The organism is Bradyrhizobium sp. WSM2254 (assembly GCF_000472645.1).
Lineage (GTDB): Bacteria > Pseudomonadota > Alphaproteobacteria > Rhizobiales > Xanthobacteraceae > Bradyrhizobium > Bradyrhizobium niftali.
In genome coordinates, this window is record NZ_AXAB01000033.1 from 22,387 (window position 1) to 45,947 (window position 23,561).

Sequence of the window (23,561 nt, forward strand, 5' to 3'; positions counted from 1 at the left end):
GCGCTGACAAATTGGAAATCGCCGTGAACGCATACAGTAAGACGCCGCTTCTCGACACCATCCGGACACCGGAAGACCTGCGCAAGCTCAAGATCGAGCAGGTTCGCCAGGTCGCCGACGAGTTGCGGCAGGAGACCATCGATGCCGTCTCGGTAACCGGCGGTCACTTCGGCGCTGGTCTCGGCGTGGTCGAGCTCACCACCGCGATCCATTACGTCTTCGACACGCCGCGCGACCGGCTGATCTGGGACGTCGGCCATCAGGCCTATCCGCACAAGATCCTCACCGGGCGGCGCGACCGCATCCGCACCCTGCGCACCGGCGGCGGCCTGTCCGGCTTCACCAAGCGCAGCGAGAGCGATTACGATCCGTTCGGCGCGGCGCATTCCTCCACCTCGATCTCCGCCGGCCTCGGTATGGCCGTGGCGCGCGACCTCTCCGGCGGCAAGAACAACGTTATCGCCGTCATCGGTGACGGCGCGATGTCGGCGGGCATGGCCTATGAAGCCATGAACAATGCCGGCGCAATGAACTCGCGCCTGATCGTCATCCTCAACGACAACGACATGTCGATCGCGCCGCCGGTCGGCGCCATGAGCGCCTATCTGTCGCGCCTGTATTCCGGCAAGACCTATCGCACGCTGCGCGAGGCGGCCAAGCAGATCAACAAGCGCCTGCCCAAGATCATCGCCAACCGCGCCAACCGCGTCGAGGAATATTCGCGCGGCTTCATGATGGACGGCGGCACGCTGTTCGAGGAGCTCGGCTTCTATTACGTCGGCCCGATCGACGGCCATAACCTCGACCACCTCCTGCCCGTGCTGAAGAACGTCCGCGACATGGAGGAAGGCCCGATCCTGGTCCACGTCGTGACGCAAAAGGGCAAAGGTTACGGCCCGGCGGAAGCCTCCGCCGACAAGTACCATGCCGTCGTCAAGTTCGACGTCGCGACCGGCACTCAAGCCAAGGCCAAGCCGAACGCGCCCGCCTACCAGAACGTGTTCGGCCAGAGCCTCGTCAAGGAAGCGCAGAAGGACGAGAAGATCGTCGCCATCACCGCGGCGATGCCGTCCGGCACCGGCGTCGACATCTTCAACAAGGCGTTCCCGGACCGCACCTTCGACGTCGGCATCGCCGAGCAGCACGCGGTGACCTTTGCCGCAGGTCTCGCGAGCGAAGGCTACAAGCCGTTCTGCGCGATCTACTCGACCTTCCTCCAGCGCGGCTACGACCAGATCGTGCATGACGTCGCGATCCAGAATCTCCCCGTCCGCTTCGCGATCGACCGCGCCGGCCTCGTCGGCGCCGACGGCGCGACGCATGCCGGTTCGTTCGACAACGCCTATCTCGGCTGTCTGCCGAACATGGTGATCATGGCGGCGGCCGACGAGGCCGAGCTCGTGCACATGGTGGCAACCCAGGTCGCGATCGACGACCGTCCGAGTTCGCTGCGCTATCCGCGCGGCGAAGGCCGCGGCATCGAGATGCCCGAGGTCGGCATTCCGCTCGAGCTCGGCAAGGGCCGCATGATCCGCCAGGGCAGCAAGATCGCCCTGCTCTCGTTCGGCACCCGCCTCGCCGAATGCGAGAAGGCGGCCGACGAGCTCGCCGCCCACGGCCTTTCGACCACGATCGCGGATGCGCGCTTCATGAAGCCGCTGGACACCGAGCTGGTGCTCAAGCTCGCCCGCGACCACGAGATCCTGATCACGATCGAGGAAGGCTCGGTCGGCGGCTTCGGCTCGCATGTCGCGCAGTTCCTGACCGATCAGGGCGCGCTCGACAGCGGCATGGTCAAGTTCCGCACGATGGTGCTGCCCGACGTGTTCCAGGACCACGACACCCCGGCCGCGATGTACGGCCGTGCCGGTCTCGACGCCAAGGGCATCGTCGCCAAGGTGTTCGAAGCGCTCGGCAAGGACGTGAAGACCGAGACGGTCAAGCTCGCCTGAGGGGCGAGCTTCGACCTTCAGCGAAGCAGCGCGACTTTCATGAAAATCTATCTGGCAGGCCCCGACGTGTTCCTGCCGGATGCGGTCGAGGTCGGCCGTCGCAAGGCAGAGATCTGCGCCCGCTTCGGGCTCACCGGCCTCTATCCTCTCGACAACGCGATCGATCTCACCGCGCCCGACGCCTCGCGGCAGATCTTCTGCGGCAACGAGGCAATGATGGATGCGGCCGACGCCATCATCGCGAACCTGACGCCGTTCCGCGGTGCCGGCGCCGATCCCGGGACTGTCTACGAGCTCGGCTATATGGCCGGGCGCGGCAAGGTTTGTCTGGCCTATTCCAACGATGGCGCCGCCTATGCCGACCGCGTCGGCCGCTTCATGGACGTCACCTCCGAGGACGGGCGGCTGGTCGATGCGCAGGGCCTGACGGTCGAGGATTTCGGCCTCGTCGACAACCTCATGATGATCCATGCGCTGGAACTGCACGGCTGCCCGCTGGTGACGCCGGCCACGATGCCGATCGACGTCTGGCACGATCTCGCCGCGTTCGAGGCTTGCGTCCGGATGGCGGCCGCGCGATTGATTGCACCATAAGCGCATCAATCGTCCCAAGAATCGTCAAGAAGCGTCTCATGAGAGCATGATGTCCCCTCCCCGCAAGCGCGCGGATATTCTGCTGGTCGAGCGCGGCCTGTTCGAGAGCCGGGCGCGGGCGCGCGCGGCCATCGAGGCCGGCCTCGTCATGGCCGACGACAAGCAGGTGACAAAGCCGTCGGAGACCATCGCCGAAGACGCGGTGATCCAGGCCGAGCCCGCGCACCCCTACGTGTCGCGCGGCGGCGTCAAGCTCGCGGGCGCACTGGAACGCTACCCGATCGAGATCGAGGACCATGTCTGCCTCGACGTCGGCGCCTCCACCGGCGGTTTCACCGAGGTGCTGCTGGCCAATGGCGCAAGCCTGGTGTTCGCCATCGATGTCGGCACCAACCAGTTGCATCCCTCGCTGCGCGGTCATCCAAAAATCGTGTCGATGGAGGAGACCGACATCCGCGCCTATGAAGGCAAACGCCTGCCGGCGCGGCCCGATATCGTCGTCATCGACGTCAGCTTCATCTCGCTGAAGACCGTGCTGCCCGTGGCGCTGTCGCTGGCGGCTGCACCGATGAGCCTGCTGGCGCTGATCAAGCCGCAATTCGAGGCCGAGCGAAAGCACAACAAGAAAGGCATCATCCGCGACGCCGCCGTGCATCGGGAGATCTGCGACGACATCGCGGCCTTCGCCGCCTCGCTCGGCTGCACCGACATCGAGGTGTTCCCCTCGCCGATCACCGGCGGCGACGGCAACAGCGAATTCTTCCTGGGCGCGCGCCGTGGTTGAGCGCTTGAGGATCGATCACGTCGGCCATCGCGGCGACGGCGTCGCGCTCGACGCCGGCGAAGCGATCTATGTGCCATATGCGCTCGGCGGCGAGACCGTCGAGGTCGACCATGTCGCGGGCAATCATCCCGACCGCCGCAAGCTGCTCGCGGTCGATGTCGCAAGCCCCGAGCGCATCGCGCCGTTCTGCCCGCATTTCGGCGTCTGCGGCGGCTGCGCGATCCAGCACTGGGCGGCCGAGCCGTATCACGCCTGGAAGCGCAGCATCGTGGTCGAGACGCTGGCGCAGGCCGGCATCGATTGCGAGGTTGCGCCGCTGGTCGACGCCCATGGCGTGGGCCGCAGGCGCGTCACGCTGCACGGCCGGTTCGGCACGCATGACATCCTCAAGGTCGGCTTCTCGGCAGCGAGCTCGCACGACGTCATCCCGATCCATCGCTGCCCGATCCTCGATCCCGCGCTCGACGGCGCGCTCGATGCCGCCTGGGCGCTGGCCGAGCCGCTGACGTCCAAAATGCCGGTGACGAAGCCGCTCGACATCCAGGTCACGGCGACCGCCAACGGCCTCGACGTCGACGTGCGCGGCTCCGGCCCGCTGCCGACGCCGCTGGTCACGGCGCTGTCGCGCGTCGCCGAGCAGCATCGCATGGCGCGGCTGACGCGGCATGGCGAGCTGGTGCTGCAACGCCTGCCGCCGACGGTGAAGATGGGGCGAACGGAAGTGACGCTGCCGCCGGGCTCGTTTTTGCAGGCAACCGTCGCGGGTGAAGAGACGCTGGCGTCTCTCGTCGCCGAGCGCGTCGGCAAGGCCAAGGAGGTTCTCGACCTCTTCTGCGGCGTTGGGCCGTTCGCGCTGCGGCTCGCCGAGAAGGCGCGCGTCACCGCCTATGACAACGACGCCGGCGCAGTTGCCGCGCTGGCAAAGGCCGCGCGCGCCCCCGGCCTGAAGCCAATCAAGGCCGAGCCGCGCGACCTGTTCCGCCGCCCCCTGGTGCCGCAGGAGCTGCGCGACTTCGACGCCGTCGTGTTCGATCCCCCGCGCCAGGGCGCACAGGCGCAGGCACTGAAGCTCGCCGCAAGCAAGGTGCCCGTCATCGTCGCGGTCTCCTGCAACGTCGCAACCTTTGCCCGCGACGCACGGCTGCTGATCGATGGCGGTTACAGGATCGACGGCGTCGTGCCGGTCGACCAATTCCGCCACACGCCGCATGTCGAGCTGGTGGCGCGGTTTGCGCGATAGTTGCAAGCCTCGTGGGACGGCCCGCAGCAAGCTCCTCACCAAATTGATCCGACGCCGATCCGAACCTTGATGCCGGTCAACCGCCCGAGCCTCCGGTGGCGCTAGAAGCGTCGTGCGAAAGGACCGTGGAGCGGATGATGGCAATCGACCGGCGACAACTCATGGCCAGCGCGCTCGGACTTTCGGCGGCAGCAGCCACCGCCCGCCCCTCGGCTGCGGCGACGGCGACCTATGAGGAAACGGTGCGAGCGTCGCGGGCACCGCTGCAACCGGCGCCGCGGGACCGCGAGCTCGTGCGTTTTGCGACGCTCGCCGCCAACAGCCACAATACCCAGCCCTGGATCTTTTCCGCCCGCGGCAATGAAATCATGATTGCGCCCGACTTTGCGCGCCGCTGTCCGGCGGTCGATCCGGACGATCACCACCTTTTCGTCAGCCTCGGCTGCGCCGCCGAGAACCTCGTCCTCGCGGCATCAGCGCTCGGCTGGCGCGCCAACCCGATCGTCGACGGCGACGGGATCGTGATCGCGCTGGAGCAAGCGCCGCCCGAAACAACCGCGCTTGCGAACGCGATTCCCTTCAGGCAATGCACCCGTGCAACCTTCGACGGCAAGCCGGTGGCGCCCGACATGCTGCGCCAGCTCGAAAACGCCTGCCGAGAGCCGAACGTCTCAGCAATCCTGATGACCGAACGCGCCGCCATCGCCGATGTCACCGACTACGTGCTCGAAGGCAATTCCGCGCAAATGCGCGACAAGGCCTTCATGAGCGAGCTTGTGAGCTGGATGCGCTTCAACGAGACGGATGCCGTCGCGACCATGGACGGGTTGTTCTCGCGGGCCTCGGGAAACCCGTCCCTGCCGGCATGGGTCGCGCGACCGCTGCTCAGGTTCTTCTTCACGGAAACCGGCGAGAACGGGAAATACCGCGCCGGGCTCGACAGCTCCGCGGGAATCGTCGTGCTTGCCGCCGATCGCAGCGACACCTCGCACTGGATTTCGGTCGGCCGTGCCTGTCAGCGGTTCGGCCTGCAGGCGACCGCGCTCGGGCTCAAATATTCCTTCATCAACCAGCCGGTCGAGGTGCCGGCATTAAGGCGGCAGTTCGCAGCCTCGCTCGGCCTAGGCGAGCGGCGTCCCGATATCGTGATACGTTTCGGAACCGGGCCGGACCTGCCGAAATCGCTGCGCCGCGCCCCGGAACTGGTGATGCGGTCTGCGCAATAGTCGCCTAGCGCCGAAGGCCGCCGAGCGCCGGTGACTCGCCGGGCAGCATGTTCGATCTGATATCGCTATCCATGCGGCTGGAGTCCTGCTGGGTGAACCCGGCCCCGAACGACAGGCTGAGGTTGGAGGTCGGCTTGAATTCGACGCCCGCGAACGCACCGTATCCGGGCGCGGCGCCGGAGGTGAGCGGCGCAAGCGAACTGCCAATGCCGTTGCCGTATTTCAGCGTGTCGAAACCGGCAAAGAACGTGACGGGCAACCCGCCCGCAGTCTTGGTGTTGTAACCGAACTGTGAGCTGTCATAGGAGAGCGCGCTGAAATTGCCGGCCTGTCCAGCCCGGCCGAGACCGCTCCAATTGAGGTTGCCACGCTGGCTGCCGACAAAGAAGCCGTTCGCAAAATTGGCGCGCCCGCCTGCGTCGCTGGCATTGAAGCTCGGAAAATTGCCGTAAGCGTCGGAGCTCTGGCCATCGCTGTCGCCAAAACCGAAAGGTCCGCCCGGTATCCAATACCGCAAGGGAGCAACTTGCGCATGAGCGGGCGCTCCGCCGAGGCAAAGCGCGGCGAAGAGAACTGCGAGACCGCAAGAACCTGCAAGGCTGGACATTCGGGCTACCGTCAAAATGCCCTCAAATTATACCCTCCGGATAGCGCGATTGCCAGCGAAGCAACGACGGTCCTCACGTCCCCGGTTCCGGGGTAGCGTCTTCCTGACGCGTTGAACCTCCAATCCGCCGGATTGACCCACATAGAGGACGCGCAAGCTCGAGCCGTCACCGTGATCGCCGAAGCCTCGCGCGATGCAACAATGCGCAGTTTGCGCTGACCATTGAAAATGCCCGACACAGCATGGAGGCCGTCATGGAGGTCAATTCCGACAGGTTGAACGCGTTCATGGGCAAGATGATTACCGAGGTCGGGGCAGCGATGAACGCATCGCTGGTCCTGCTGGGCGACAAGCTCGGCCTCTACCGCGCCCTTGCCGCCAAGGGACCGATGAACTCCGCCGAGCTGGCGAGCGCCACCGGAACGAACGAACGCTACGTCCGCGAGTGGCTGGCGAGCCAGGCGGCTTCTGGTTACGTCGAATACGATACCGCTTCAGGAAAATTCTCGATGTTGCCGGAGCAGGCGATGGCGCTTGCCGACGAGGACAGCCCGGTGTTCCTCGGCGCAGTCGGCAATGTCATTGCCGCAGCGTTTCTCGACGAGCCGAAGATTACGGATGCATTCAAGTCCGGCAAGGGCGTCGGCTGGAATCGTCGCAGCGAGTGCCTGTTCTGCGGCACCGCCCGCTTCTTCCGCACCGGCTACATGCATCATCTGGTGCAGGAGTGGCTGCCCGCGCTCGACGGCGTCGTGGACAAGCTCGAGCGCGGCGCCAAGGTCGCCGATGTCGGTTGCGGGCATGGCGTTTCGACGCGGCTCATGGCGAAAGCCTTCCCGAACTCCCGATTCTACGGCTTCGACTATCACGAGGGCTCGATCGAGGCCGCGCGAAAGGCGACCAATGAGGCCAAGCTGGGCGACCGGGTCAGCTTCGCTGTTCACTCGGCCAAGACCTATCCGGCCGAAGGCTACGATCTCGTCTGCTTCTTCGATTGCCTGCACGACATGGGCGATCCCGTCGGCGCCATCAGCCACGTGCGCGAATCCATGGCCAAGGACGGCACCTGCATGCTGGTCGAGCCGTTCGCCGGCGACCGCCTCGAAGACAATCTCAATCCGGTCGGCCGCGTCTACTATGCGGCGTCGACCATGATCTGCACACCGGCCTCGCTCGACCAGGAGGTCGGCCTCGCGCTGGGTGCACAAGCGGGCGAAGCAAGGCTGCGCAAGGTCGCGCGCGAAGGCGGCCTGACGCGCTTCCGCCGCGCCGCCGAAACGCCGTTCAATCTGATCCTGGAGGCACGGATCTGACGTCTCTCACGCCGGGCGCGCGGGCCTGTGCGCGACATAGCCGACCCGCAAGCCCGGCACGAAGCCGCACCCCTCGTAGAAGCGATGCACGCGCGGATCCTTGCGGCCGCTTTGCATCAGCACGTGATGGCAGTCCATCGTCCATGCGGCCTGAAGCGCCGCCACGACCACAGCCCGTCCATGGCCGCGGCCCTGATATTCTGGATGTGTCGCGACATTCTCGAGAAAGCCGTGGCGCTGGCCGGCGCGCAACAGGTTCGGCGCGGTGATGAGCATGCAGGTGGCGACGATCCTGTCCGCCTCTTCCGAGACCAATACCGCGAGATCATCGCGCGACAAAATCTGCCGCCAGATGTCCGCCGCTCGCTCCAGCGGATCGGCGGCCGCGCTGACCTCCGAGACGCGAAACAATTCGAGCAGGGCGGGAAGATCGGCTTCCCGGGCAAGCCTGGCGGTCGGCATTGGTCACTCTCCTGACTTGAGCCGGTCGCGCACGGCCGACGATGTCAGGTCGAGGCGTCCGTCCCCGTTCCGAATGTAAGCTGATTCCCGTCGAGATCGACGACGTCGAAATCGCGCATGTCGTAGTCGCGGTCCTGCGGCTGGTTGATCAGCTTGGCGCCGCGTCCCGAGACTTCGGCATAGAACCGGTCGACGTCCCTGACGAAGATGCAGACGCCGCCGTGCCCGGGCAACCGTTTCGTTGCCGCCGCCGCAAGCAGATGCAGCCCGACCTCGTCACGGCAGAGGCAGGCGTAGGACGGAGGCTGACCGTATTCGAAGGTGACCTCGAAGCCGAGCACGTCGCGGTAATAGGCGAGGCTGGCAGTGATGTCGGACACGACGAAGACGGTGGCGAAACCGGCCATCATCGGGTGTTCGTCGGTCATTGCAGTCTCCTCGGGTCGAAGTCTCTTGGGGTAAGGTCTCTTGGAGCCGAAGTCTCTTGGGGTCGCGGCCTCCGCGCAGTCTACCATGCGATCGCGGGGCCGGGGACCGAGCCGCCGCTGCCGCCGCTGGCGGCCAAGTAACTGCGCGCACGATCCACTCCAAATTTGAGAATGGGCTGGGTCATCGAGCACAATTCTATAACCGTCACCCTGAGGTGCGAGCCTTGCGGCGCAATTGCGTCGCGGGGCGAGCCTCGAAGGGCGACGGCCCGGCCGCATCGAGGCCGTACATCCTTCGAGGCTCTCCAAGGAGCGCGCTGCGCCCCTTGGCTCGCACCTCAGGATGACGGATTTGACAGTGACGTCAGAGGCTAGGCGGTCTTGTCGACCGAAGACGATGAATCGGCCGGCGGATATTTCGTCACGGGCACCATGAAGGACTTGGTGCCGACTTGGTAGATGATCTTGCCGTTCTTCCCGTCATCGGTCGCGATCTGCGCCTGCCCGAACATGATGACGTTCTTGTAGACGATGCCGGTGCCCTGGCGCGTGATGCCGTCGGTGGTGACGCTGACCTGCGCTTCGTTGCCGTTGACGGCGAGCACCTTGAAGCTCGCGCTTTTGCCGTTGTCGCTGGAATAGCCGCCCCAGCTTCCCATCAGTCGGCTGTCGGAGGCCGGCGGCGCCTGCTTCTCGAGATTGGCGGTCTGCTTGCCAGCGCCACCGGCGGAGAACAGGAGCACCATGTTCTTGCCGTCCTTGGTGCCGACCGTGACCCCGCCGAAGGTGATAAGCGAGCCCTGGACCTCGCCGAAGCCGCGTTCGGTATGCCCGTTATGGGTATACTCGACCTGCGCCCGGGCACCGCGGATGTTCACGACCTTGAAGCCGACGGGCTGGTTGTTGCCCACCCAATTGCCCTTCCAGTCACCGACCAGAGTGCTCTGGTGAAAGATGCGCTCGTTCGCGGGCGAAATCTGGCTGGTGCTCGATGTGACGATGGCCATTGGGTTGCTCGGCGGACAGGTTTGAAAAACCCGCTTTCGTTCGCTCCAACAATGTCAGGATGCTGGCCGGAAATGAACGGAAACCATCCGATTAGGGCCACGCGCAGGTTAATGAGCGGTTAAGTTCAACCGTCGGCTGAGACGGCAAAACGTCTCAGCCGGGGACTGCCTTAGCGTCCCCAGCGGTCCGACCAGATCTTCTCGCCGATCATGCAGCTGACGCGCGGCTCCTTGTCCGCAACGCGCACCACGGGACGCTCCGGCGTGCGGCCTGCGACCTCCATCAGGAGCTTGGTGCGGATCGCTTCCTTGAACTTCTCGCGGTCCTTGATCGTGATGACGAAGGAGCCGGGGCCGCCGATCACGCAATCCTCGTAGTAGTAGTCGAGATTGTCGATATCCATGGTCGAATAGGACGGCTCCTTGACCATGATCGGCAGGCCGTTGATGACGATGCCTTTCTCGAGCGCGGCGTCGCGCGCCACCGTGACCGGGCCGCCATTGTTGTTGGGACCGTCGCCGGAGATGTCGATGACGCGGCGCAAGCCCCGATAGGGATCCTCGTCGAACAGCGGCATCGCGAACGTGATCGCGCCGGAGATCGAGGTGCGCGAGGCGCGCCGGATCGGCGTCTTCAAGATTTCGGCGGCGACCGCATCCGCGGTCTCAGGTCCGTCGATCAGCCGCCAGGGAATGATGATCTTCTGGTCGCTGGAAGCAGCCCACTCGAAATAGGTCACCGCGATCCTGCCGTTCGGACCGAGCTTCAGCGCCTGCAAGAACTCCTTCGACTGGATCGCCTGCGCATAGCCTTCGCGCTGGATCGCGAGTTCGTCCATGTCCATGGAGTAGGAGACATCGACCGCAAGGACCAGTTCGACATCGACCGTCTGCGCGTCCCTGTCGGTCGCCAGCCGCTGCGGCCGATCCTTCGACGCCTCAAATTTAGGTCCTGGTGCAGCGAAGCCCGCAACATCCCCCCCGGCGAGCACGCCGGCCACCAGCACAGCCCCGATCGAGAACAGCAAGCGCATCGCAGCCTCCCGTCGTATGACGCGATGGTGACATGCAATCGCCTTGCCGCAAAGTGCGAAGATCGCTTGCACTTCACATTCAAGTTAGGAATTTGCGTCGTTGCGGCGACTTGCCGTCGTTTGGCCATAGCGATGACGTCGGAACGCGCGCAATCACCAGCGCCGTCATTCCAGGACTCGCAAAGCACGAAGCTCCGGCGCGCCCCTGCGTCCGGGAATCTCGAGATTTCGAGTTCGATACTGCGCGTCGCCCTGGAATGACGACTCCCGGGATGGAGCGTCCCGCCCACTTGTCCGACGCGATTTCCATGCTAGGCTGGCCGCACAGATGGGGATGGAGTCCCCCGACAACCGCCCGGCGGTCGGTGACCGTGATGGGCTGATGACTCCTGCTTGAGGTGGGGCAATTTTGAGCCTCTGCCTTTGGCGGGAGCATGGACAAACCCGCCGATGGCGGGTTTTTTTGTTGCCTGACGACGAAGGCCAGGACGTGAAGGCCAAGGGGAAATCCGAGGCGTGACGACGACGACACCGAATGCTGCGCGTGCCGGGCTGCCCAGAGGGATCTGGGTGCTCGGCTTCGTCTCGATGCTGATGGACGTCTCCTCCGAGATGATCCACGCGCTGCTGCCGGTCTATCTCGTCACCGTGCTCGGCGCCTCGACGCTCACGGTCGGCTTCATCGAGGGAATTGCGGAGGCGACGGCCTCGATCACCAAGATCTTCTCCGGCGCGCTGTCGGACTGGCTCGGCCGGCGCAAGCTGCTCGCCGCCCTCGGCTACGGGCTGGCCGCCTTCACCAAACCGCTATTCCCGCTCGCACCCAGCGTCGAATGGCTGGTGGCCGCGCGCTTCATCGACCGGGTCGGCAAGGGCATCCGCGGCGCGCCGCGCGATGCGCTGATCGCCGATATCGCCCCCATCGGCCTGCGCGGCGCGAGCTTTGGCCTGCGCCAGTCGCTCGACACCATCGGCGCCTTCGTCGGACCGCTCGCGGCGATCGGCCTGATGTGGTGGACGGCTGACAATTTTACCGCCGTGTTCTGGGTTGCCGTGCTGCCGGCCTTTCTGTCCTTCGGCCTGATCGCCTTTGCCGTGAGCGAGCCGGAGCCGGACCCAAGCCGGGAATCTGCGAAAAATCCGCTCAATCTCGCTGCGATGCGGCAGCTCGGAGCGGTCTACTGGCGCGTCGTGGCGGTCGGAATCGTCTTCACGCTCGCGCGCTTCAGCGAAGCCTTCCTGATCCTGCGCGCGCAGAACATCGGCCTCAATGCGATGTGGGTGCCTGCGGTGCTGGTGCTGATGAACATCGTCTACGCGCTGTCGGCCTATCCGGCCGGCGTGTTGTCGGACCGCATCAACCGGACCGCCCTGCTCGCGCTCGGTCTCCTCTTTCTCTGCGGCGCCGACCTCGCACTCGCGCTGCTGCCGAACCTTGGCGGCCTGGCGCTTGGTGTCGCGTTGTGGGGGCTGCATATGGGATTGACGCAAGGCCTGCTCTCGGCCCTCGTCGCCGACGCCGCGCCGCCAAGCTTGCGCGGCACCGCATTCGGCTATTTCTACCTGTTCACGGGCCTGGCACTGCTGGCCGCGAGCGTGATCGCAGGTGCGCTGTGGGACGCCTATGGTCCGGCCGGCACGTTCCTGGCAGGGCTCGGCTTCGCGCTGGTGTCGCTCGTGGGGCTGCTCGCCGTCGGCAACGGGCTGGCAGCGGAGGGCAAATGATGACGGGGAGCTGTTTGTCGTGTTGAGCGGGGTGCTTGCCATTACGATCGGCAGCGTGCTGGGCGGCTGTGCGCGCTATTTCATCTCCGGCGCGATCGCGCGGCGGCTGGGCGAGACGTTTCCGTGGGGCACCATGACCATCAACGTCACCGGCGCCTTCCTGATCGGCATTTTTGGCGCGCTGGCAACCCATCCCGGCTCGATGTTCGCCTCGCCCAATCCATGGCTGTTCGCGGTGACCGGTTTCCTCGGCTGCTACACCACGGTGTCCTCGTTCAGCCTGCAAACGCTGACGCTCGCCCGCAACGGCGAACCCATGCATGCGCTCGGCAACGTCGTCTTCTCGGTCGGACTGTGCCTCGCCGCCGTCAGCTGCGGCTTCCTGCTCGCTGACGGTCTTGGAGGGTAGCGGCCCGATGAATTCTCCCTCCGCCGAGCGCTGGCGCAGCGCAGTGCTCTATGCCTGGGTTTCCGCCGGCAGCGTCCTCGGTGGCCTGACGCGCTATCTGGTCGGGCTCTTGCTCGATACCGGTCCGGGCTTTCCCGTCGCGACGCTGTTCATCAATGCCACCGGCTCGCTGATCATCGGCTTCTATGCGACGCTGACCGGCCCGGACGGCCGCATGCTGGCACGACCCGAGCACCGGCAGTTCGTCATGACCGGGTTCTGCGGCGGCTACACCACCTTCTCGGCCTTCAGCCTGGAAACCTTCCGCCTGGTCCATGGCGGCATGAAATATACCGCGCTGGCCTATGTCGCCTCCTCCGTCGTCTGCTGGCTGGTATCGGTCTGGCTCGGCCATATGATGGCGAGTCGCTACAACCGCTTGAGAAGGAGCTGACCATGCAAATTCCCAATCAGGCCGTTTCGCTCCGCATCTTCATCGGCGAGAGCGACCATTGCGACGGCAAGCCGCTCTATGAAGCGATCGTGATGAAGGCGCGCGAGCTGCACCTCGCCGGCGCCACCGTGCTGCGCGGTCCGATGGGGTTCGGCAAGTCGAGCCGGCTGCACACCTCGAAAATCCTGCGGCTCTCGGAAGACCTGCCGCTGCTGATCGAGATTGTCGACAGCGAGGACAACATCAACGCATTCCTGCCCATCCTGGATGGCATGATGTCGAGCGGGCTGATCACCTTGGAGAAGGTGCAGGTCCTGCAATATGGTGAGAGGGCCGCGAGCTGATCGCTCCGGCAAGGAACCCTAGCCCGCCGTGTCCAGGAGGCGGAATGAACGACGCCGTCACCAAGCCGAAAACCAGGACCACGACCAAGGTCGAGCGACCGAAGCTGCACAAGGTCATCCTGATCAACGACGACTACACGCCGCGCGAATTCGTCACGATGATCCTCAAGGCCGAGTTCCGCATGACGGAAGATCAGGCCTACAAGGTGATGATCACGGCGCACAAGCTGGGCGCCTGCGTGGTTGCCGTGTTCACCAAGGACGTCGCGGAGACCAAGGCAACGCGCGCCACCGACGCCGGCCGCGCCAAGGGCTATCCGCTGCTGTTCACGACGGAGCCGGAGGAATAAGCCATCCGCGCCTTCCGACTTTGCATTCCCGCCGGAGATCGCCGACAATGCCGCAAAATCGGCGCAGGCCGGACAATAAGCAAAGCGGGAAACGACGGAAGTGGGCATATCAATAAGAAGCTTCGTGACAAGAGGCCAACCGGTCCTGACGCTGGCGGCGATCGCCTTCTTCACCACCGGCACGGCGCAAGCGGCCGAACGGGTCCGCATCGGGCTGTTGAAGCTCTCCTCGGCAGCCCCGTTGTTCCTCGCCAAGGAGCGCGGCTATTTCGAGCAGGAAGGGATCGAGGCCGACCTGAAATTCTTCGATGCCGCCGTGCCGATCGCGGTAGCCAGCGTCTCCGGCGATATCGACATCGGTTTTACCGGCTTCACGGCCGCTTTCTACAACCTCGCGGGCAAGGGCGGACTGAAGGTCGTTGCCGGCACGGCGCGCGAGGCACCCGGCTTCCAGAACACGGCCTATGTCGTCTCCAAGCGCGCACATGATTCGGGCCTGAAGACGCTGAAGGACCTGCCCGGCCATTCCGTCGGCATCACGCAGGTCGGCTCGACTTTCCATTATTCGCTCGGCCTGATCGCCGACAAGCTGAAATTCGACGTGACCTCCGTCCGGGTCGTTCCGCTGCAATCGCTGCCGAATGTCGCGGCGGCCATCAAGGGCGGCCAGCTCGACGCGGCGCTCACCGCCACGACCACGATCAGCCCGGTGGTCGCCTCTGGCGATGCGATCGTGCTCGGCTTCGTCGGCGACGAGACGCCCTGGATGCTCGGCTGCGTCGTGGCTTCGACCGCGACGATCGAGAAGAACCGCAAGCTGGTCGAGAAGGTGCTGGCTGTCTATCGCCGCGGCGCCGACGACTATGCGCGCGTGCTGTTGAAACGCGATGCGGACGGCAAATTCGTCCGCAGCGAGGAAGGTGACGCGATGCTTGCGATCATCTCCAAATACACCGAGCAGAAGGTCGAGCAGCTCCGCATCGGGCTGTCGGTCGTCGATCCCGCGCTCGACAGCGCCGACATCGCCCGCCAGATCGCCTGGTTCAAGCGCCAGAAGATGGTCGAACCCGATATCGATGCCGAGAAGATCATCGACAAATCCTTCGTCCCGGACCGGCCGACGGCGCCGAAATGACTGACGACAACGACAACAAGAACACGGAGCTACCCATGAGCGCGAGCGAAGTCACCGCGGGCACCAAAATCGTCCGGCGTGCCGCGAACCAAAAGCCGTCGCGCGTCGTCGCCGACATCTGCGTGGTCGGCTCGGGTGCGGCCGGCATGTCGGCGGCGATCGAGGGCGCGCGTGCCGGACGTAAGGTGGTGCTGGTCGACAGCCTGCCCGCGCTCGGCGGCCAGGCGGTCAACTCCATCATCGGCACCTTCTGCGGCCTGTTCTCGAACGGCAGCGACGGCTACCAGTTCACCCACGGTATCGCCGACGATCTCCTGGGCGACCTCGGTGCGCAGGAGAACGCGCTGTTCTACCGCCGCGGGCCGCACACCACCGTCGTCTATTACGACGAGGTCGCGCTCGGCCGCTGGGTCGAGAAGGCGATGCTTGCGGCCGGCGTCACCGTGATCGTCGGCGCCGTCATGCGCAATGTCCGTGTCGCCGGCCGGCGCGTGACCGGGATCGATCTCTCCACCCGCTACGGTGACGTTGAGGTCGAGGCGAACGGCTTCGTCGACGCCTCCGGCGACGCCGCGCTGGTGTGGCAGGCGGGCTTTGCCTGCCGCGAGCCGGACGACGGCCCGATCTACGGCACGCAAATGCTGATCGTGGAGAATATCGACGAGAGCAAGGTGCCGAGCCGCGAGGAATTGCCGGCGCGCATGCGAGAGAAGGCCGGCGACTACGGCCTGTTGCGGCGCGAGGGCCTGTCCTTCGTCATTCCCGGGCGCGGCGTTGCCGCCATGAACATGACCCATGTCGAGACGCCACTGGAGCCGCTGGAGGCGAGCCGCAAAGGCATCGAGGGCAAGGACCAGGCCGACCGCGCCTTCGCCTTCCTCAGGAACGAATTCCCCGCCTGCTTCGGCAAGGCGCGCATCCGTGCCTATGGCTTTCCCGGAATCCGCCAGACGCGCTGGATCGTCGGCCGCCAGCAATTGTCGGTCGACGACGTCCGCGCCGGCACCAAATTCGAAGACGCGATCGGCCGCACGGCGTGGCCGATCGAACTGCACGACCACGGCTCCGGCCATCACTGGCACGTCTTCGACAAGGACCACGTCCACTATGTGCCGTTCGGCAGCCTGGCACCGCAGGAAGCCGACAACATCGTCGCCGCCGGCCGCTGCATCGATGCCGACAAGGCCGCACTCTCCAGCGTTCGGGTGATGGGCCCCTGCATGGCGATGGGCGCCGCCGCTGCGCACGCGCTCGACCTCGCCGGCAGCGGCAGCGTGCATCAGATCGACATCGATGCATTGAAGTGGCGCGTGCGCGACAATCTGGAGCGGACGGACTGAGGTGCGCAGCAGCCAGGAGCGGTGGCCGTAGCTCTCTGCTCAGCCGACCGCCGTGATCGTCGATCTGGACGCCCTTAGGCCATCACCACCGGCGTCTCTTCGGCCAGCCCATACACACGCTGCGCCTTCGAAAACCCCGCGATCGGAAATTCGCCGAGCTCACGCCAGTCGTGGCGGCAGGCGTTCGCGAAGACTTCCGAGACCACGACGGTGCGGCCAAGCCGGCCGGCGATCTTCTCCAGCCGCGCAGCGAGATTGACGGCGGGGCCGATGCAGGTGAAGTCCAGCCGGTTGCCGCCGCCGATATTGCCGTAGAGGATGTTGCCGACATGCAGCGCGACGCCGAAGCGGAAGCGCTCGACGACGTCGCCGACCGGATGCGCGAGCGCTTCCACGCTGGCGCGAGACTCGCGCGCGGCTTCCAGCACGCGCGCGCAGACATGCGTGGCATCGCCGACATATTCGTCGATCGGAAACACCGCGAGCAGGCCATCGCCCATGAATTTCAGCACCTCGCCGCCATGGCCCCGGATCGCGGTGACCTGGCAGTCGAAATAATGGTTGAGGATCTCGACCACGGTCTCGGCCGGCAGGCGATCCGACAATGCGGTGAAGCCGCGCAAGTCAGAGAGCCAGATTGCCGCCTGCATGGTGTCGTTGTGGCCGCGGCGGATCTGGCCGCCAAGGATCCGCGCGCCGGCGCGGTTGCCGACATAGGTGTCGAGCAGCATCTCGGCGGTGCGGCGCAGGCTGATGATCTCGCTGACGCGCGCGAGCGGCGTCACGATGGAGCGGATCGCCGCGACGTCGTCGTCGCTGAAGCCGCCGGGATGACGCGTGGTCCAGCTCGTCGCGTGGATCGAGCCGTCGAGATAGTGCATCGGCATCGCGAGGTAGTCGGTCACGCCCTCGGCGCGCATGTCGTCGAGGAACGGAAACCGCCTGCTGTCCGGATCGTCCATCCGTCCCCGGACCTCCAGCCCCTCCTCGAACACGATCCGGAGCGGGCTCCGGGCGAATTCGGGCGTGTCCAGGATATCGAAATCGACGGTGCCGATCTCGACCTTCTGGCCCTGCCGCCAGATGAAGTTGCGGCCAAAGATTTCCGGATGCAGCGTGCGAATGAAGATGCCGAACCGCGACAGCGGCAGGCCGGCCGCGACCAAATGCTCGCAGACCTCGGCGATCATCTCGGAAGGGGTCCCGGACGACCTCGCACCGTCGATCAGCCAGTTGGTGATGCGCTGGATCTCGGAGTTTTGCATGGCCGCATTTGCGGACGAAGTTTTGGGAACGTCAAGCTGCGCGGTGGGCTAGTACCGCGACATTGTAGCTAGCGCATGATCTGTTCGGAAAACCGCTTCACACTTTTCCCGATCATGCGCTAACGCCTCACCCGGCCCTAGCGGCCGACCTGCCCGCGATCCCGAATGAAATGATCGGCGAGCACGCAGGCCATCATGGCCTCGCCGACGGGGACGGCACGGATGCCGACGCACGGGTCGTGGCGTCCCTTGGTGAAGATCTCGGTCTCAGCGCCCTTGCGATCCACGGTGAGACGCGGCTGGAGGATCGACGAGGTCGGCTTCACGGCGAAGCGCACCACGATCGGCTGTCCCGTGGAGATGCCGCCCAGCACGCCGCCGGCGTGGTTGGACAGGAAGCGCGTGCCGTCATTGCCGGTGCGCATCTCGTCGGCGTTCTCTTCGCCCGTCAGCTCGGCCGCGCCGAAGCCGGCACCGATCTCGACGCCCTTCACCGCGTTGATGGTCATCATCGCACCCGCCAGATCGGAATCGAGCTTGGCGTAGATCGGCGCGCCGAGACCCGCGGGCACGCCTTCGGCGACGATCTCGAGCACCGCGCCGATCGAGGAGCCGCTCTTGCGGATGCCGTCGAGATAGGTCTCGAAGAACGCCGCCTTGTCCTTGTCGGGACAAAAGAACGGGTTCCTGGCGACCTCGTCCCAGTCCCACTTCTCACGGTCGATCTTGTGCGGGCCGATCTGCACCAGCGCGCCCCGCACCTTCACGTCGGGCAGTACTTTTCGCGCGATCGCACCGGCGGCAACCCGCGTCGCGGTCTCGCGCGCCGACGAGCGTCCACCGCCGCGATAGTCGCGCAGGCCGTATTTGGCCTCATAGGTGAAGTCGGCGTGACCGGGCCGAAACTTGTCCTTGATCTCGGAATAATCCTTGGAGCGCTGGTCGGTGTTCTCGATCAGGAGCCCGATCGGCGTGCCCGTCGTCACCTGCACGCCGGTCTCCGGATGGGCCATCACCCCGGACAGGATCTTCACCTGATCCAGCTCCTGGCGCTGGGTGGTGAAGCGCGACTGGCCGGGCCGGCGGCGATCGAGATCGCCCTGGATGTCGGCCTCGGTGAGCGGAATCATCGGCGGGCAGCCATCGACCACGCAGCCGATCGCCACCCCATGGCTCTCGCCGAAGGTGGTGACCCGGAACATGTGGCCGAAGGTGTTGAAGGACATTCGTATCTCACTAATTCGGGAACAAGGCTCGATCGGTCTACGCCGAATCCCTCGTGGCCTTGACTGGATGGGCGCGGACGATCTTCCGGGCCGGCTTGGCCTTGAACATCACTTCCTCACCCGTAAACGGGTTCGTTCCCTTACGCGCCTTGATCGCGGGCTCCTTGACGACCACGAACTTGGCAAAGCCAGGCACCAGGAACAGGCCGTTCTTCTTCAGCTCTTTGTGGCCAACGTCCGTGAGCGTCTCCATGATGCTCTTGACGTCGCGCTTGGAAAGCTCGGTGGCGATCGCAATCTTCTCAATGAGAGCCGACTTGGACATTTGCGTGTGCGAGCCGTGCTGGGACACAACCGGACTTGGTGCTTTGCGTCTGGGTTCTGGCACACGCTTCTCTGCAACAGCATGACGCTTGTCGTCTGCTAGACGGCGCTCCAGCGCCGGTTCGCTCTCGCTCAGCTTACGCTTTGCTACCTGGAGAATCGACGAACTCGTCCTGGCTACAGCAGAAGGCGCATCCGCAGATGAGTCATCGAGCGCATCATTCAAAGCAGCGAATATCTTGGGGTCAAAACGATCCTTGAAGACGGCGCCAAAATCGGAAGGTTTCACTCTATCCCAAACGGTCGCTGCTTTGAGCTGCAGAGCGATTCGAATGACGTCATCGAGCTCGACTTCGTGCGGATCCTTGAGATCGGCCAAATACCTCGCAAAGGTCGCGACGACTCCGGCAAGCGCGTCCTTACGATCCGACTGACCTCTTATCGCTTCTATGTCGCTGGGCCGCAAACGATGCAGTCTCTCTAGCGATACCGACGTTGCAGTTTTCACGTTCTATTCCTCGCCATCGTCGGGATGAACACGTCCTGCAGCTTGATGCCGTATCTGGCAAACTCCTTTGCCGCATTGGCCAGGTGATCGGGAGTACGGCCGGGTCGGGTGCCGTATCGGCCGGAACCATTTGTGATGCACCAAACAGCACTTGGCTTACGATCGAGATCGAATAGAATCTCTCCACCAATCCTTCCGGGGCCAGCTTCTATGAGGGCCGGGTGACCAAGCTTTTGCATACCGTCCGCAGTTCGGAAATTGCGCGCTCGTGGAAAAATGTATTCTCGCGTCGTCGCGTTCACGACTTCCTCGATCGAAAACCAAAGCTTGCCTACACTATCTACGACCCAAAGGATCGGCAATTCGGAGTAGACATAACGCGTAACACCAAGACCTTTCTCGGTCACCGTCATCAATTGCTTCAACAGCCGGGCCGTATTGCGCGAAAGTCGGAGCAGACTCTGGGGCCGAAGTTCGCCTTCCAATAAGTCAACTCTGTCGGGAGCTAGCGCTTCTCCAAAAGCCTCATCAAGGGCAAGAATACGCGTACGGCCCCCCTTCCCAAGCATCAATTCTTCCATCGTCGCCGGCAGTATGGTTCGTTCAGGTCTATACCCGCTCCTCTACAGCCAATCGACAGGAAAAGGAAGTTCCCGCAACTTTGGCGCGAAATCCTCCAGAAGGTTATGAAGCGGCTGGACTGCTTTCTTGGCAGATCTAGTGATCGCCGACCACTCATTCAACCCACTGAGATTGTTATAAAATCAGGAACACGCTGGCGGCATCGATCGAGAGACTCGAGGCCGGCGCAAAATTAACTATACTTGTCCACCCGCCCGTCCCGGAACACGTAGACGGCGCCCTGCTCGATATAGAGCTCGGCGGCGCTGGCGGGCGTCTCCAGGCCAAGCGAAACCATCAGGGCCCGGCAGGTCCCGCCATGGGCAACTGCGACGGTGTCGGTCCGGAGCTGGTCGTACCAGGCGCGGACGCGGACCTGCACGTCGGCGTAGGTCTCCCCGCCTGCGGGACCCACCGTCCATTTGTCGGCGAGGCGCCTGGCATAGATTTCGGGATCGGCGGCCTCGCTCTCGGCCAGCGTCAGCCCCTCCCAGACGCCGTAGCCGATCTCGCGCAGGCGATCGTCGAGCGAATAGTCGGCCACGGGCAATTCGAGCTTGCCGCGCGCAAGTTCCATGGTCATGCGCGCGCGGCCGAGCGGGCTCGACACATAGGGCAGCGCCGCCTTGTCGCGGCCGTCGCGCTTGAACAGGTCGGCGAGAATGCCGCCGGCCTGCACCGCCTGGCTACGGCCGCGCGCGTTCAGCGGAACGTCCTTGGTGCCCTGAAGCCGCCCGAGCGCATTCCACTCGGTCTCGCCGTGGCGAAGATAGTAGATCGTGGGCACGGGCATTGCCGGTAAGCGTTAGTCCTTGCCGCCGAACGAAATGTCCGGCGCGTCCGGCCGCTTCATGCCGAGCACGTGATAGCCGGAATCGACGTGGTGCACCTCGCCGGTGACGCCGCGCGAAAGGTCGGAAAGGAAATACAGCGCGCTGCCGCCGACGTCTTCAGTCGACACGTTACGCCGCAGCGGCGCGTTGTGCTCGTTCCACTTCAGGATATAGCGGAAGTCGCCGATTCCGGAGGCCGCGAGCGTCTTGATCGGCCCGGCCGAGATCGCGTTGACGCGGATGTTCTTCTCGCCGAGGTCGGCGGCGAGATAGCGCACGCTCGCCTCCAGCGCCGCTTTCGCCACGCCCATCACGTTGTAATGCGGCATCCACTTCTCGGCGCCGTAATAGGAGAGCGTGATGAGCGAGCCGCCGTCGGTCATCAGCTTCTCGGCGCGCTGTGCCACGGCGGTGAACGAGTAGCAGGAGATCAGCATCGACTTGGAGAAGTTCTCCTGCGTGGTGTCGACGTAGCGGCCGTCGAGCTGCTCGCCATAGGCAATCGCGTGCACCAGGAAGTCGATCTTGCCCCACTTCTCCTTCAGCACCGCGAAGGCGGCGTCGATGGTCGCAGCGTCCGTGACGTCGCAATGGCCGAGCACGAGTCCACCGATCTCGGCGGCGAGCGGCTCGACGCGCTTCTTGAGCGCATCGCCCTGATAGGTGAAGGCGAGCTCGGCGCCCGCTGCGTGGCATGCCTTGGCGATGCCCCAGGCGATCGAGCGGTTGTTGGCAACGCCGAGGACCACCCCGCGCTTGCCTTGCATCAGACCTGAATTCTGCGCCATTTTTGAACGTCCCGTCGAGCTCTCGTTGAGGTCTGGAGGTACACCAGCCCTCCTTCGCGGTACAGTCCTAATACGCGGCGTTAACGCTGTTTCGAGCGCCGGAATAGCCGTTCCGTTCGGGTGTTATGATGGGTAAGGCGCTCGCGCCGAACACCAGGACGTCAAGACGGCAATGAGTGCGTTTCGCCAGAGTGTTGAAGCCATGATCCCGGCGTTGCGCCGCTACGCCCGCGCGCTCACGCGCGATGCGGATGCGGCCGACGATCTGGTGCAGGATACGTTGGTGCGCGCACTGCGTTCGGAGCGCCTGTTTCTCGGAGGCGACGTCAGGAGCTGGCTGTATACGATCCTGACCAACCTCAACAAGAACCGGCGGCGCTCGCTGGCAAGGCGACCGCAATTCATGCAGCTGACGGAGAACAACCCGGATGCCAGCGGGACCGAAGCCGAGGGACGCGACATCGAGAAGGCGCTGGCAACGCTGGTCGAAGAGCAGCGCTCGGTGCTGCTCCTGGTGATGCTGGAGGGCATGAGCTACCGCGAGGTCGCCGACATCCAGGGCGTGCCGATCGGCACCGTGATGTCGCGCCTGGCGCGCGCCCGCGCCCACGTTAAAGCCTCGCTGGAGGGTGAGCGCCCGGCGCTCAGGCGAGTGAAATGATGGCGGGATTGATGCATCGCGTAGTGTCCGCCCGCAGCCTGCCGATGAGGCGAGCGAAGTTGACTCACGAAGGATATTTTGGGCCGCAGAGCCAGAGACGATCGATATGAACGACCGCAATATTCCGATCACCGAAGACGAGTTGCACGCCTATGTCGATGGCGAGCTGCCGGCCGAGCGACGCGCCGACGTCGAGGCCTGGCTTGCCGCCCATCCTGACGAGGCCGAGCGGGTGCAGTCCTGGCGCGCCATGGCCGAGATGCTGCACGCTCGCTACGATTCCGTCGCCCAGGAGCCGGTGCCGGCACGGCTGGAGCTCGAACGGCTGGAGCGCCGTCCCCGGCAATGGCTCTATGGCGCCGCCGCGGCTGTGCTGGTTGCCTTCGTCGCCGGCGGCACCGCCGGCTGGGTCGCGCATGGCGCCGCCAGCGCCCCCTCGACCTTCCAGAGCTTCACGGCGGACGCACTCGACGCCCACCGCCTCTATGTCGTCGAGGTCCGCCACCCCGTCGAGGTCGGCGGCAACGAGCGCGACCATCTCCAGGCCTGGCTGACCAGGCGCTGTGGCTGGACCGTGTTCGCACCGAACCTGGAGGCGAGCGGGTTGAAGCTGGTCGGCGGCCGGCTCCTCCCGGGGCCGAACGGGCCGGCGTCGTTCCTGATGTATGAGGGCGCCTCGGGCGAGCGGTACACGATCTACACCGCCAAGACCGAGAATGGTGCAACGCAGATGCGGTACGCCAGGACGGACAAGGACGGCGCGCTGTTCTGGGCCGAGCGCGGCGTCGGCTACGTCGTCAGCGGCGGCGGCGATCGCGACCGGCTGACCAAGGTGGCGCAGGCCGTGTACGACCAGGCAGAGAAAAACGGCACCTAGACAACCGCACAAGCGCAGTGCCTCGATTCCGTCATTGAAAATTTGGAATCAAGACATCGGCGCGTCTCATTATCG

At 64.8% G+C, this 23,561-nt stretch carries 26 protein-coding genes and 1 riboswitch; of the genes, 15 read left to right on the forward strand and 11 right to left on the reverse strand.

The window, feature by feature from the left end:
• Positions 1-23 precede the first annotated feature (23 nt).
• The 5 genes from dxs to A3M7_RS0124010 all read left to right on the forward strand — a co-directional run bounded on the left by dxs (position 24) and on the right by A3M7_RS0124010 (position 5,796).
• A complete protein-coding gene (dxs, locus tag A3M7_RS0123990) occupies positions 24-1,952 on the forward strand; it encodes a 1-deoxy-D-xylulose-5-phosphate synthase (protein WP_027546178.1) in 1,929 nt (642 codons plus the stop codon).
• 39 nt (positions 1,953-1,991) lie between these two features.
• Positions 1,992-2,546, forward strand: a complete 555-nt coding sequence (locus A3M7_RS0123995) for a nucleoside 2-deoxyribosyltransferase (RefSeq protein ID WP_027546179.1) — start codon at positions 1,992-1,994, stop codon at positions 2,544-2,546.
• A gap of 49 nt (positions 2,547-2,595) precedes the next feature.
• Positions 2,596-3,330 (forward strand): TlyA family RNA methyltransferase, encoded by a 735-nt coding sequence (locus tag A3M7_RS0124000; RefSeq protein ID WP_027546180.1) that lies wholly within the window; start codon positions 2,596-2,598, stop codon positions 3,328-3,330.
• On the forward strand, positions 3,323-4,570 hold the full coding sequence (locus tag A3M7_RS0124005; protein ID WP_027546181.1) for a class I SAM-dependent RNA methyltransferase: 1,248 nt from the start codon (positions 3,323-3,325) through the stop codon (positions 4,568-4,570). Before A3M7_RS0124000 ends, A3M7_RS0124005 begins: the two co-directional genes overlap by 8 nt.
• A 161-nt stretch (positions 4,571-4,731) precedes the next feature.
• Positions 4,732-5,796: a Tat pathway signal protein gene (locus tag A3M7_RS0124010; RefSeq protein WP_245284309.1), complete on the forward strand. Its 1,065-nt coding sequence runs from the start codon at positions 4,732-4,734 to the stop codon at positions 5,794-5,796.
• 4 nt (positions 5,797-5,800) lie between these two features.
• On the opposite strand, the gene A3M7_RS0124015 is transcribed toward A3M7_RS0124010, so the two are convergent.
• Positions 5,801-6,403 carry a hypothetical protein gene (locus A3M7_RS0124015; protein ID WP_027546183.1) on the reverse strand — a complete coding sequence of 201 codons (603 nt, stop codon included), beginning with the start codon at positions 6,401-6,403 and terminating at the stop codon, positions 5,801-5,803.
• 254 nt (positions 6,404-6,657) lie between these two features.
• On the opposite strand from A3M7_RS0124015, the gene A3M7_RS0124020 reads away from it, so the two are divergent.
• Complete coding sequence (locus A3M7_RS0124020) at positions 6,658-7,716, forward strand: class I SAM-dependent methyltransferase (RefSeq protein ID WP_027546184.1); 1,059 nt, start codon at positions 6,658-6,660, stop codon at positions 7,714-7,716.
• 6 nt (positions 7,717-7,722) lie between these two features.
• Here A3M7_RS0124020 and A3M7_RS0124025 read toward each other — a convergent pair whose 3' ends face one another.
• The 4 genes from A3M7_RS0124025 to A3M7_RS0124040 form a co-directional block, all read right to left on the reverse strand.
• The gene (locus A3M7_RS0124025; RefSeq protein ID WP_027546185.1) at positions 7,723-8,178 is read right to left on the reverse strand and encodes a GNAT family N-acetyltransferase; all 456 of its coding nucleotides are present in this window, start codon (positions 8,176-8,178) and stop codon (positions 7,723-7,725) included.
• Between the two features lie 44 nt (positions 8,179-8,222).
• On the reverse strand, positions 8,223-8,606 hold the full coding sequence (locus tag A3M7_RS0124030; protein ID WP_027546186.1) for a VOC family protein: 384 nt from the start codon (positions 8,604-8,606) through the stop codon (positions 8,223-8,225).
• A 371-nt stretch (positions 8,607-8,977) separates the two neighbouring features.
• The gene (locus tag A3M7_RS0124035; protein WP_027546187.1) at positions 8,978-9,613 is read right to left on the reverse strand and encodes a hypothetical protein; all 636 of its coding nucleotides are present in this window, start codon (positions 9,611-9,613) and stop codon (positions 8,978-8,980) included.
• 170 nt (positions 9,614-9,783) lie between these two features.
• Complete coding sequence (locus A3M7_RS0124040) at positions 9,784-10,647, reverse strand: DUF1194 domain-containing protein (protein ID WP_027546188.1); 864 nt, start codon at positions 10,645-10,647, stop codon at positions 9,784-9,786.
• Positions 10,648-10,968: 321 nt separating this feature from the next.
• A riboswitch (Fluoride riboswitch) is annotated at positions 10,969-11,046 on the forward strand.
• Positions 11,047-11,163: 117 nt separating this feature from the next.
• Here A3M7_RS0124040 and A3M7_RS0124045 point away from each other — a divergent pair.
• The 7 genes from A3M7_RS0124045 (at position 11,164) to A3M7_RS0124075 (ending at position 16,383) form a co-directional block, all read left to right on the forward strand.
• Positions 11,164-12,372 (forward strand): MFS transporter, encoded by a 1,209-nt coding sequence (locus A3M7_RS0124045; protein ID WP_027546189.1) that lies wholly within the window; start codon positions 11,164-11,166, stop codon positions 12,370-12,372.
• Positions 12,373-12,391: 19 nt separating this feature from the next.
• A complete protein-coding gene (gene crcB, locus A3M7_RS0124050; RefSeq protein WP_027546190.1) occupies positions 12,392-12,781 on the forward strand; it encodes a fluoride efflux transporter CrcB in 390 nt (129 codons plus the stop codon).
• Positions 12,782-12,788: 7 nt separating this feature from the next.
• Positions 12,789-13,214: a fluoride efflux transporter CrcB gene (crcB, locus tag A3M7_RS0124055; RefSeq protein WP_027546191.1), complete on the forward strand. Its 426-nt coding sequence runs from the start codon at positions 12,789-12,791 to the stop codon at positions 13,212-13,214.
• Positions 13,215-13,216: 2 nt separating this feature from the next.
• Positions 13,217-13,558: a DUF190 domain-containing protein gene (locus A3M7_RS0124060; protein WP_027546192.1), complete on the forward strand. Its 342-nt coding sequence runs from the start codon at positions 13,217-13,219 to the stop codon at positions 13,556-13,558.
• A gap of 44 nt (positions 13,559-13,602) precedes the next feature.
• On the forward strand, positions 13,603-13,908 hold the full coding sequence (clpS, locus tag A3M7_RS0124065) for an ATP-dependent Clp protease adapter ClpS (RefSeq protein ID WP_027546193.1): 306 nt from the start codon (positions 13,603-13,605) through the stop codon (positions 13,906-13,908).
• Positions 13,909-14,032: 124 nt separating this feature from the next.
• Entirely contained in the window at positions 14,033-15,043 is a 1,011-nt protein-coding gene (locus tag A3M7_RS0124070; protein WP_027546194.1) for an ABC transporter substrate-binding protein, read from the forward strand.
• A gap of 35 nt (positions 15,044-15,078) precedes the next feature.
• Positions 15,079-16,383 (forward strand): FAD-dependent oxidoreductase, encoded by a 1,305-nt coding sequence (locus tag A3M7_RS0124075; RefSeq protein ID WP_027546195.1) that lies wholly within the window; start codon positions 15,079-15,081, stop codon positions 16,381-16,383.
• Positions 16,384-16,457: 74 nt separating this feature from the next.
• Here A3M7_RS0124075 and A3M7_RS0124080 read toward each other — a convergent pair whose 3' ends face one another.
• The 6 genes from A3M7_RS0124080 to fabI form a co-directional block, all read right to left on the reverse strand.
• The gene (locus A3M7_RS0124080) at positions 16,458-17,648 is read right to left on the reverse strand and encodes an adenylate/guanylate cyclase domain-containing protein (RefSeq protein ID WP_027546196.1); all 1,191 of its coding nucleotides are present in this window, start codon (positions 17,646-17,648) and stop codon (positions 16,458-16,460) included.
• A gap of 137 nt (positions 17,649-17,785) precedes the next feature.
• Entirely contained in the window at positions 17,786-18,874 is a 1,089-nt protein-coding gene (gene aroC / locus A3M7_RS0124085) for a chorismate synthase (RefSeq protein ID WP_027546197.1), read from the reverse strand.
• Between the two features lie 37 nt (positions 18,875-18,911).
• The gene (locus A3M7_RS0124090) at positions 18,912-19,199 is read right to left on the reverse strand and encodes an HU family DNA-binding protein (RefSeq protein ID WP_027546198.1); all 288 of its coding nucleotides are present in this window, start codon (positions 19,197-19,199) and stop codon (positions 18,912-18,914) included.
• A gap of 503 nt (positions 19,200-19,702) precedes the next feature.
• The gene (locus A3M7_RS44870; protein ID WP_049823654.1) at positions 19,703-20,287 is read right to left on the reverse strand and encodes a hypothetical protein; all 585 of its coding nucleotides are present in this window, start codon (positions 20,285-20,287) and stop codon (positions 19,703-19,705) included.
• A 233-nt stretch (positions 20,288-20,520) separates the two neighbouring features.
• Positions 20,521-21,120: a histidine phosphatase family protein gene (locus A3M7_RS0124100; protein WP_027546199.1), complete on the reverse strand. Its 600-nt coding sequence runs from the start codon at positions 21,118-21,120 to the stop codon at positions 20,521-20,523.
• A gap of 12 nt (positions 21,121-21,132) precedes the next feature.
• Entirely contained in the window at positions 21,133-21,948 is an 816-nt protein-coding gene (gene fabI / locus A3M7_RS0124105) for an enoyl-ACP reductase FabI (protein ID WP_027546200.1), read from the reverse strand.
• A 172-nt stretch (positions 21,949-22,120) separates the two neighbouring features.
• On the opposite strand from fabI, the gene A3M7_RS0124110 reads away from it, so the two are divergent.
• Both A3M7_RS0124110 and A3M7_RS0124115 read left to right on the forward strand, forming a co-directional pair.
• Entirely contained in the window at positions 22,121-22,609 is a 489-nt protein-coding gene (locus A3M7_RS0124110) for a sigma-70 family RNA polymerase sigma factor (protein ID WP_011085414.1), read from the forward strand.
• A gap of 106 nt (positions 22,610-22,715) precedes the next feature.
• Positions 22,716-23,486: an anti-sigma factor gene (locus tag A3M7_RS0124115; protein ID WP_027546201.1), complete on the forward strand. Its 771-nt coding sequence runs from the start codon at positions 22,716-22,718 to the stop codon at positions 23,484-23,486.
• Positions 23,487-23,561: the final 75 nt, after the last annotated feature.

Coding starts and splice junctions, on each gene's coding strand:
- A3M7_RS0123995 (WP_027546179.1), top strand. CDS start 1,992: ATGAAAATCTATCTGGCAGGCCCCGACGTGTTCCTGCCGGATGCGGTC.
- A3M7_RS0124000 (WP_027546180.1), top strand. CDS start 2,596: ATGTCCCCTCCCCGCAAGCGCGCGGATATTCTGCTGGTCGAGCGCGGC.
- A3M7_RS0124010 (WP_245284309.1), top strand. CDS start 4,732: ATGGCCAGCGCGCTCGGACTTTCGGCGGCAGCAGCCACCGCCCGCCCC.
- A3M7_RS0124015 (WP_027546183.1), bottom strand. CDS start 6,403: ATGTCCAGCCTTGCAGGTTCTTGCGGTCTCGCAGTTCTCTTCGCCGCG.
- A3M7_RS0124020 (WP_027546184.1), top strand. CDS start 6,658: ATGGAGGTCAATTCCGACAGGTTGAACGCGTTCATGGGCAAGATGATT.
- A3M7_RS0124025 (WP_027546185.1), bottom strand. CDS start 8,178: ATGCCGACCGCCAGGCTTGCCCGGGAAGCCGATCTTCCCGCCCTGCTC.
- A3M7_RS0124030 (WP_027546186.1), bottom strand. CDS start 8,606: ATGACCGACGAACACCCGATGATGGCCGGTTTCGCCACCGTCTTCGTC.
- A3M7_RS0124035 (WP_027546187.1), bottom strand. CDS start 9,613: ATGGCCATCGTCACATCGAGCACCAGCCAGATTTCGCCCGCGAACGAG.
- A3M7_RS0124040 (WP_027546188.1), bottom strand. CDS start 10,647: ATGCGCTTGCTGTTCTCGATCGGGGCTGTGCTGGTGGCCGGCGTGCTC.
- crcB (WP_027546191.1), top strand. CDS start 12,789: ATGAATTCTCCCTCCGCCGAGCGCTGGCGCAGCGCAGTGCTCTATGCC.
- A3M7_RS0124060 (WP_027546192.1), top strand. CDS start 13,217: ATGCAAATTCCCAATCAGGCCGTTTCGCTCCGCATCTTCATCGGCGAG.
- clpS (WP_027546193.1), top strand. CDS start 13,603: ATGAACGACGCCGTCACCAAGCCGAAAACCAGGACCACGACCAAGGTC.
- A3M7_RS0124075 (WP_027546195.1), top strand. CDS start 15,079: ATGAGCGCGAGCGAAGTCACCGCGGGCACCAAAATCGTCCGGCGTGCC.
- A3M7_RS0124080 (WP_027546196.1), bottom strand. CDS start 17,648: ATGCAAAACTCCGAGATCCAGCGCATCACCAACTGGCTGATCGACGGT.
- aroC (WP_027546197.1), bottom strand. CDS start 18,874: ATGTCCTTCAACACCTTCGGCCACATGTTCCGGGTCACCACCTTCGGC.
- A3M7_RS0124090 (WP_027546198.1), bottom strand. CDS start 19,199: ATGTCCAAGTCGGCTCTCATTGAGAAGATTGCGATCGCCACCGAGCTT.
- A3M7_RS44870 (WP_049823654.1), bottom strand. CDS start 20,287: ATGGAAGAATTGATGCTTGGGAAGGGGGGCCGTACGCGTATTCTTGCC.
- A3M7_RS0124100 (WP_027546199.1), bottom strand. CDS start 21,120: ATGCCCGTGCCCACGATCTACTATCTTCGCCACGGCGAGACCGAGTGG.
- fabI (WP_027546200.1), bottom strand. CDS start 21,948: ATGGCGCAGAATTCAGGTCTGATGCAAGGCAAGCGCGGGGTGGTCCTC.
- A3M7_RS0124110 (WP_011085414.1), top strand. CDS start 22,121: ATGAGTGCGTTTCGCCAGAGTGTTGAAGCCATGATCCCGGCGTTGCGC.
- A3M7_RS0124115 (WP_027546201.1), top strand. CDS start 22,716: ATGAACGACCGCAATATTCCGATCACCGAAGACGAGTTGCACGCCTAT.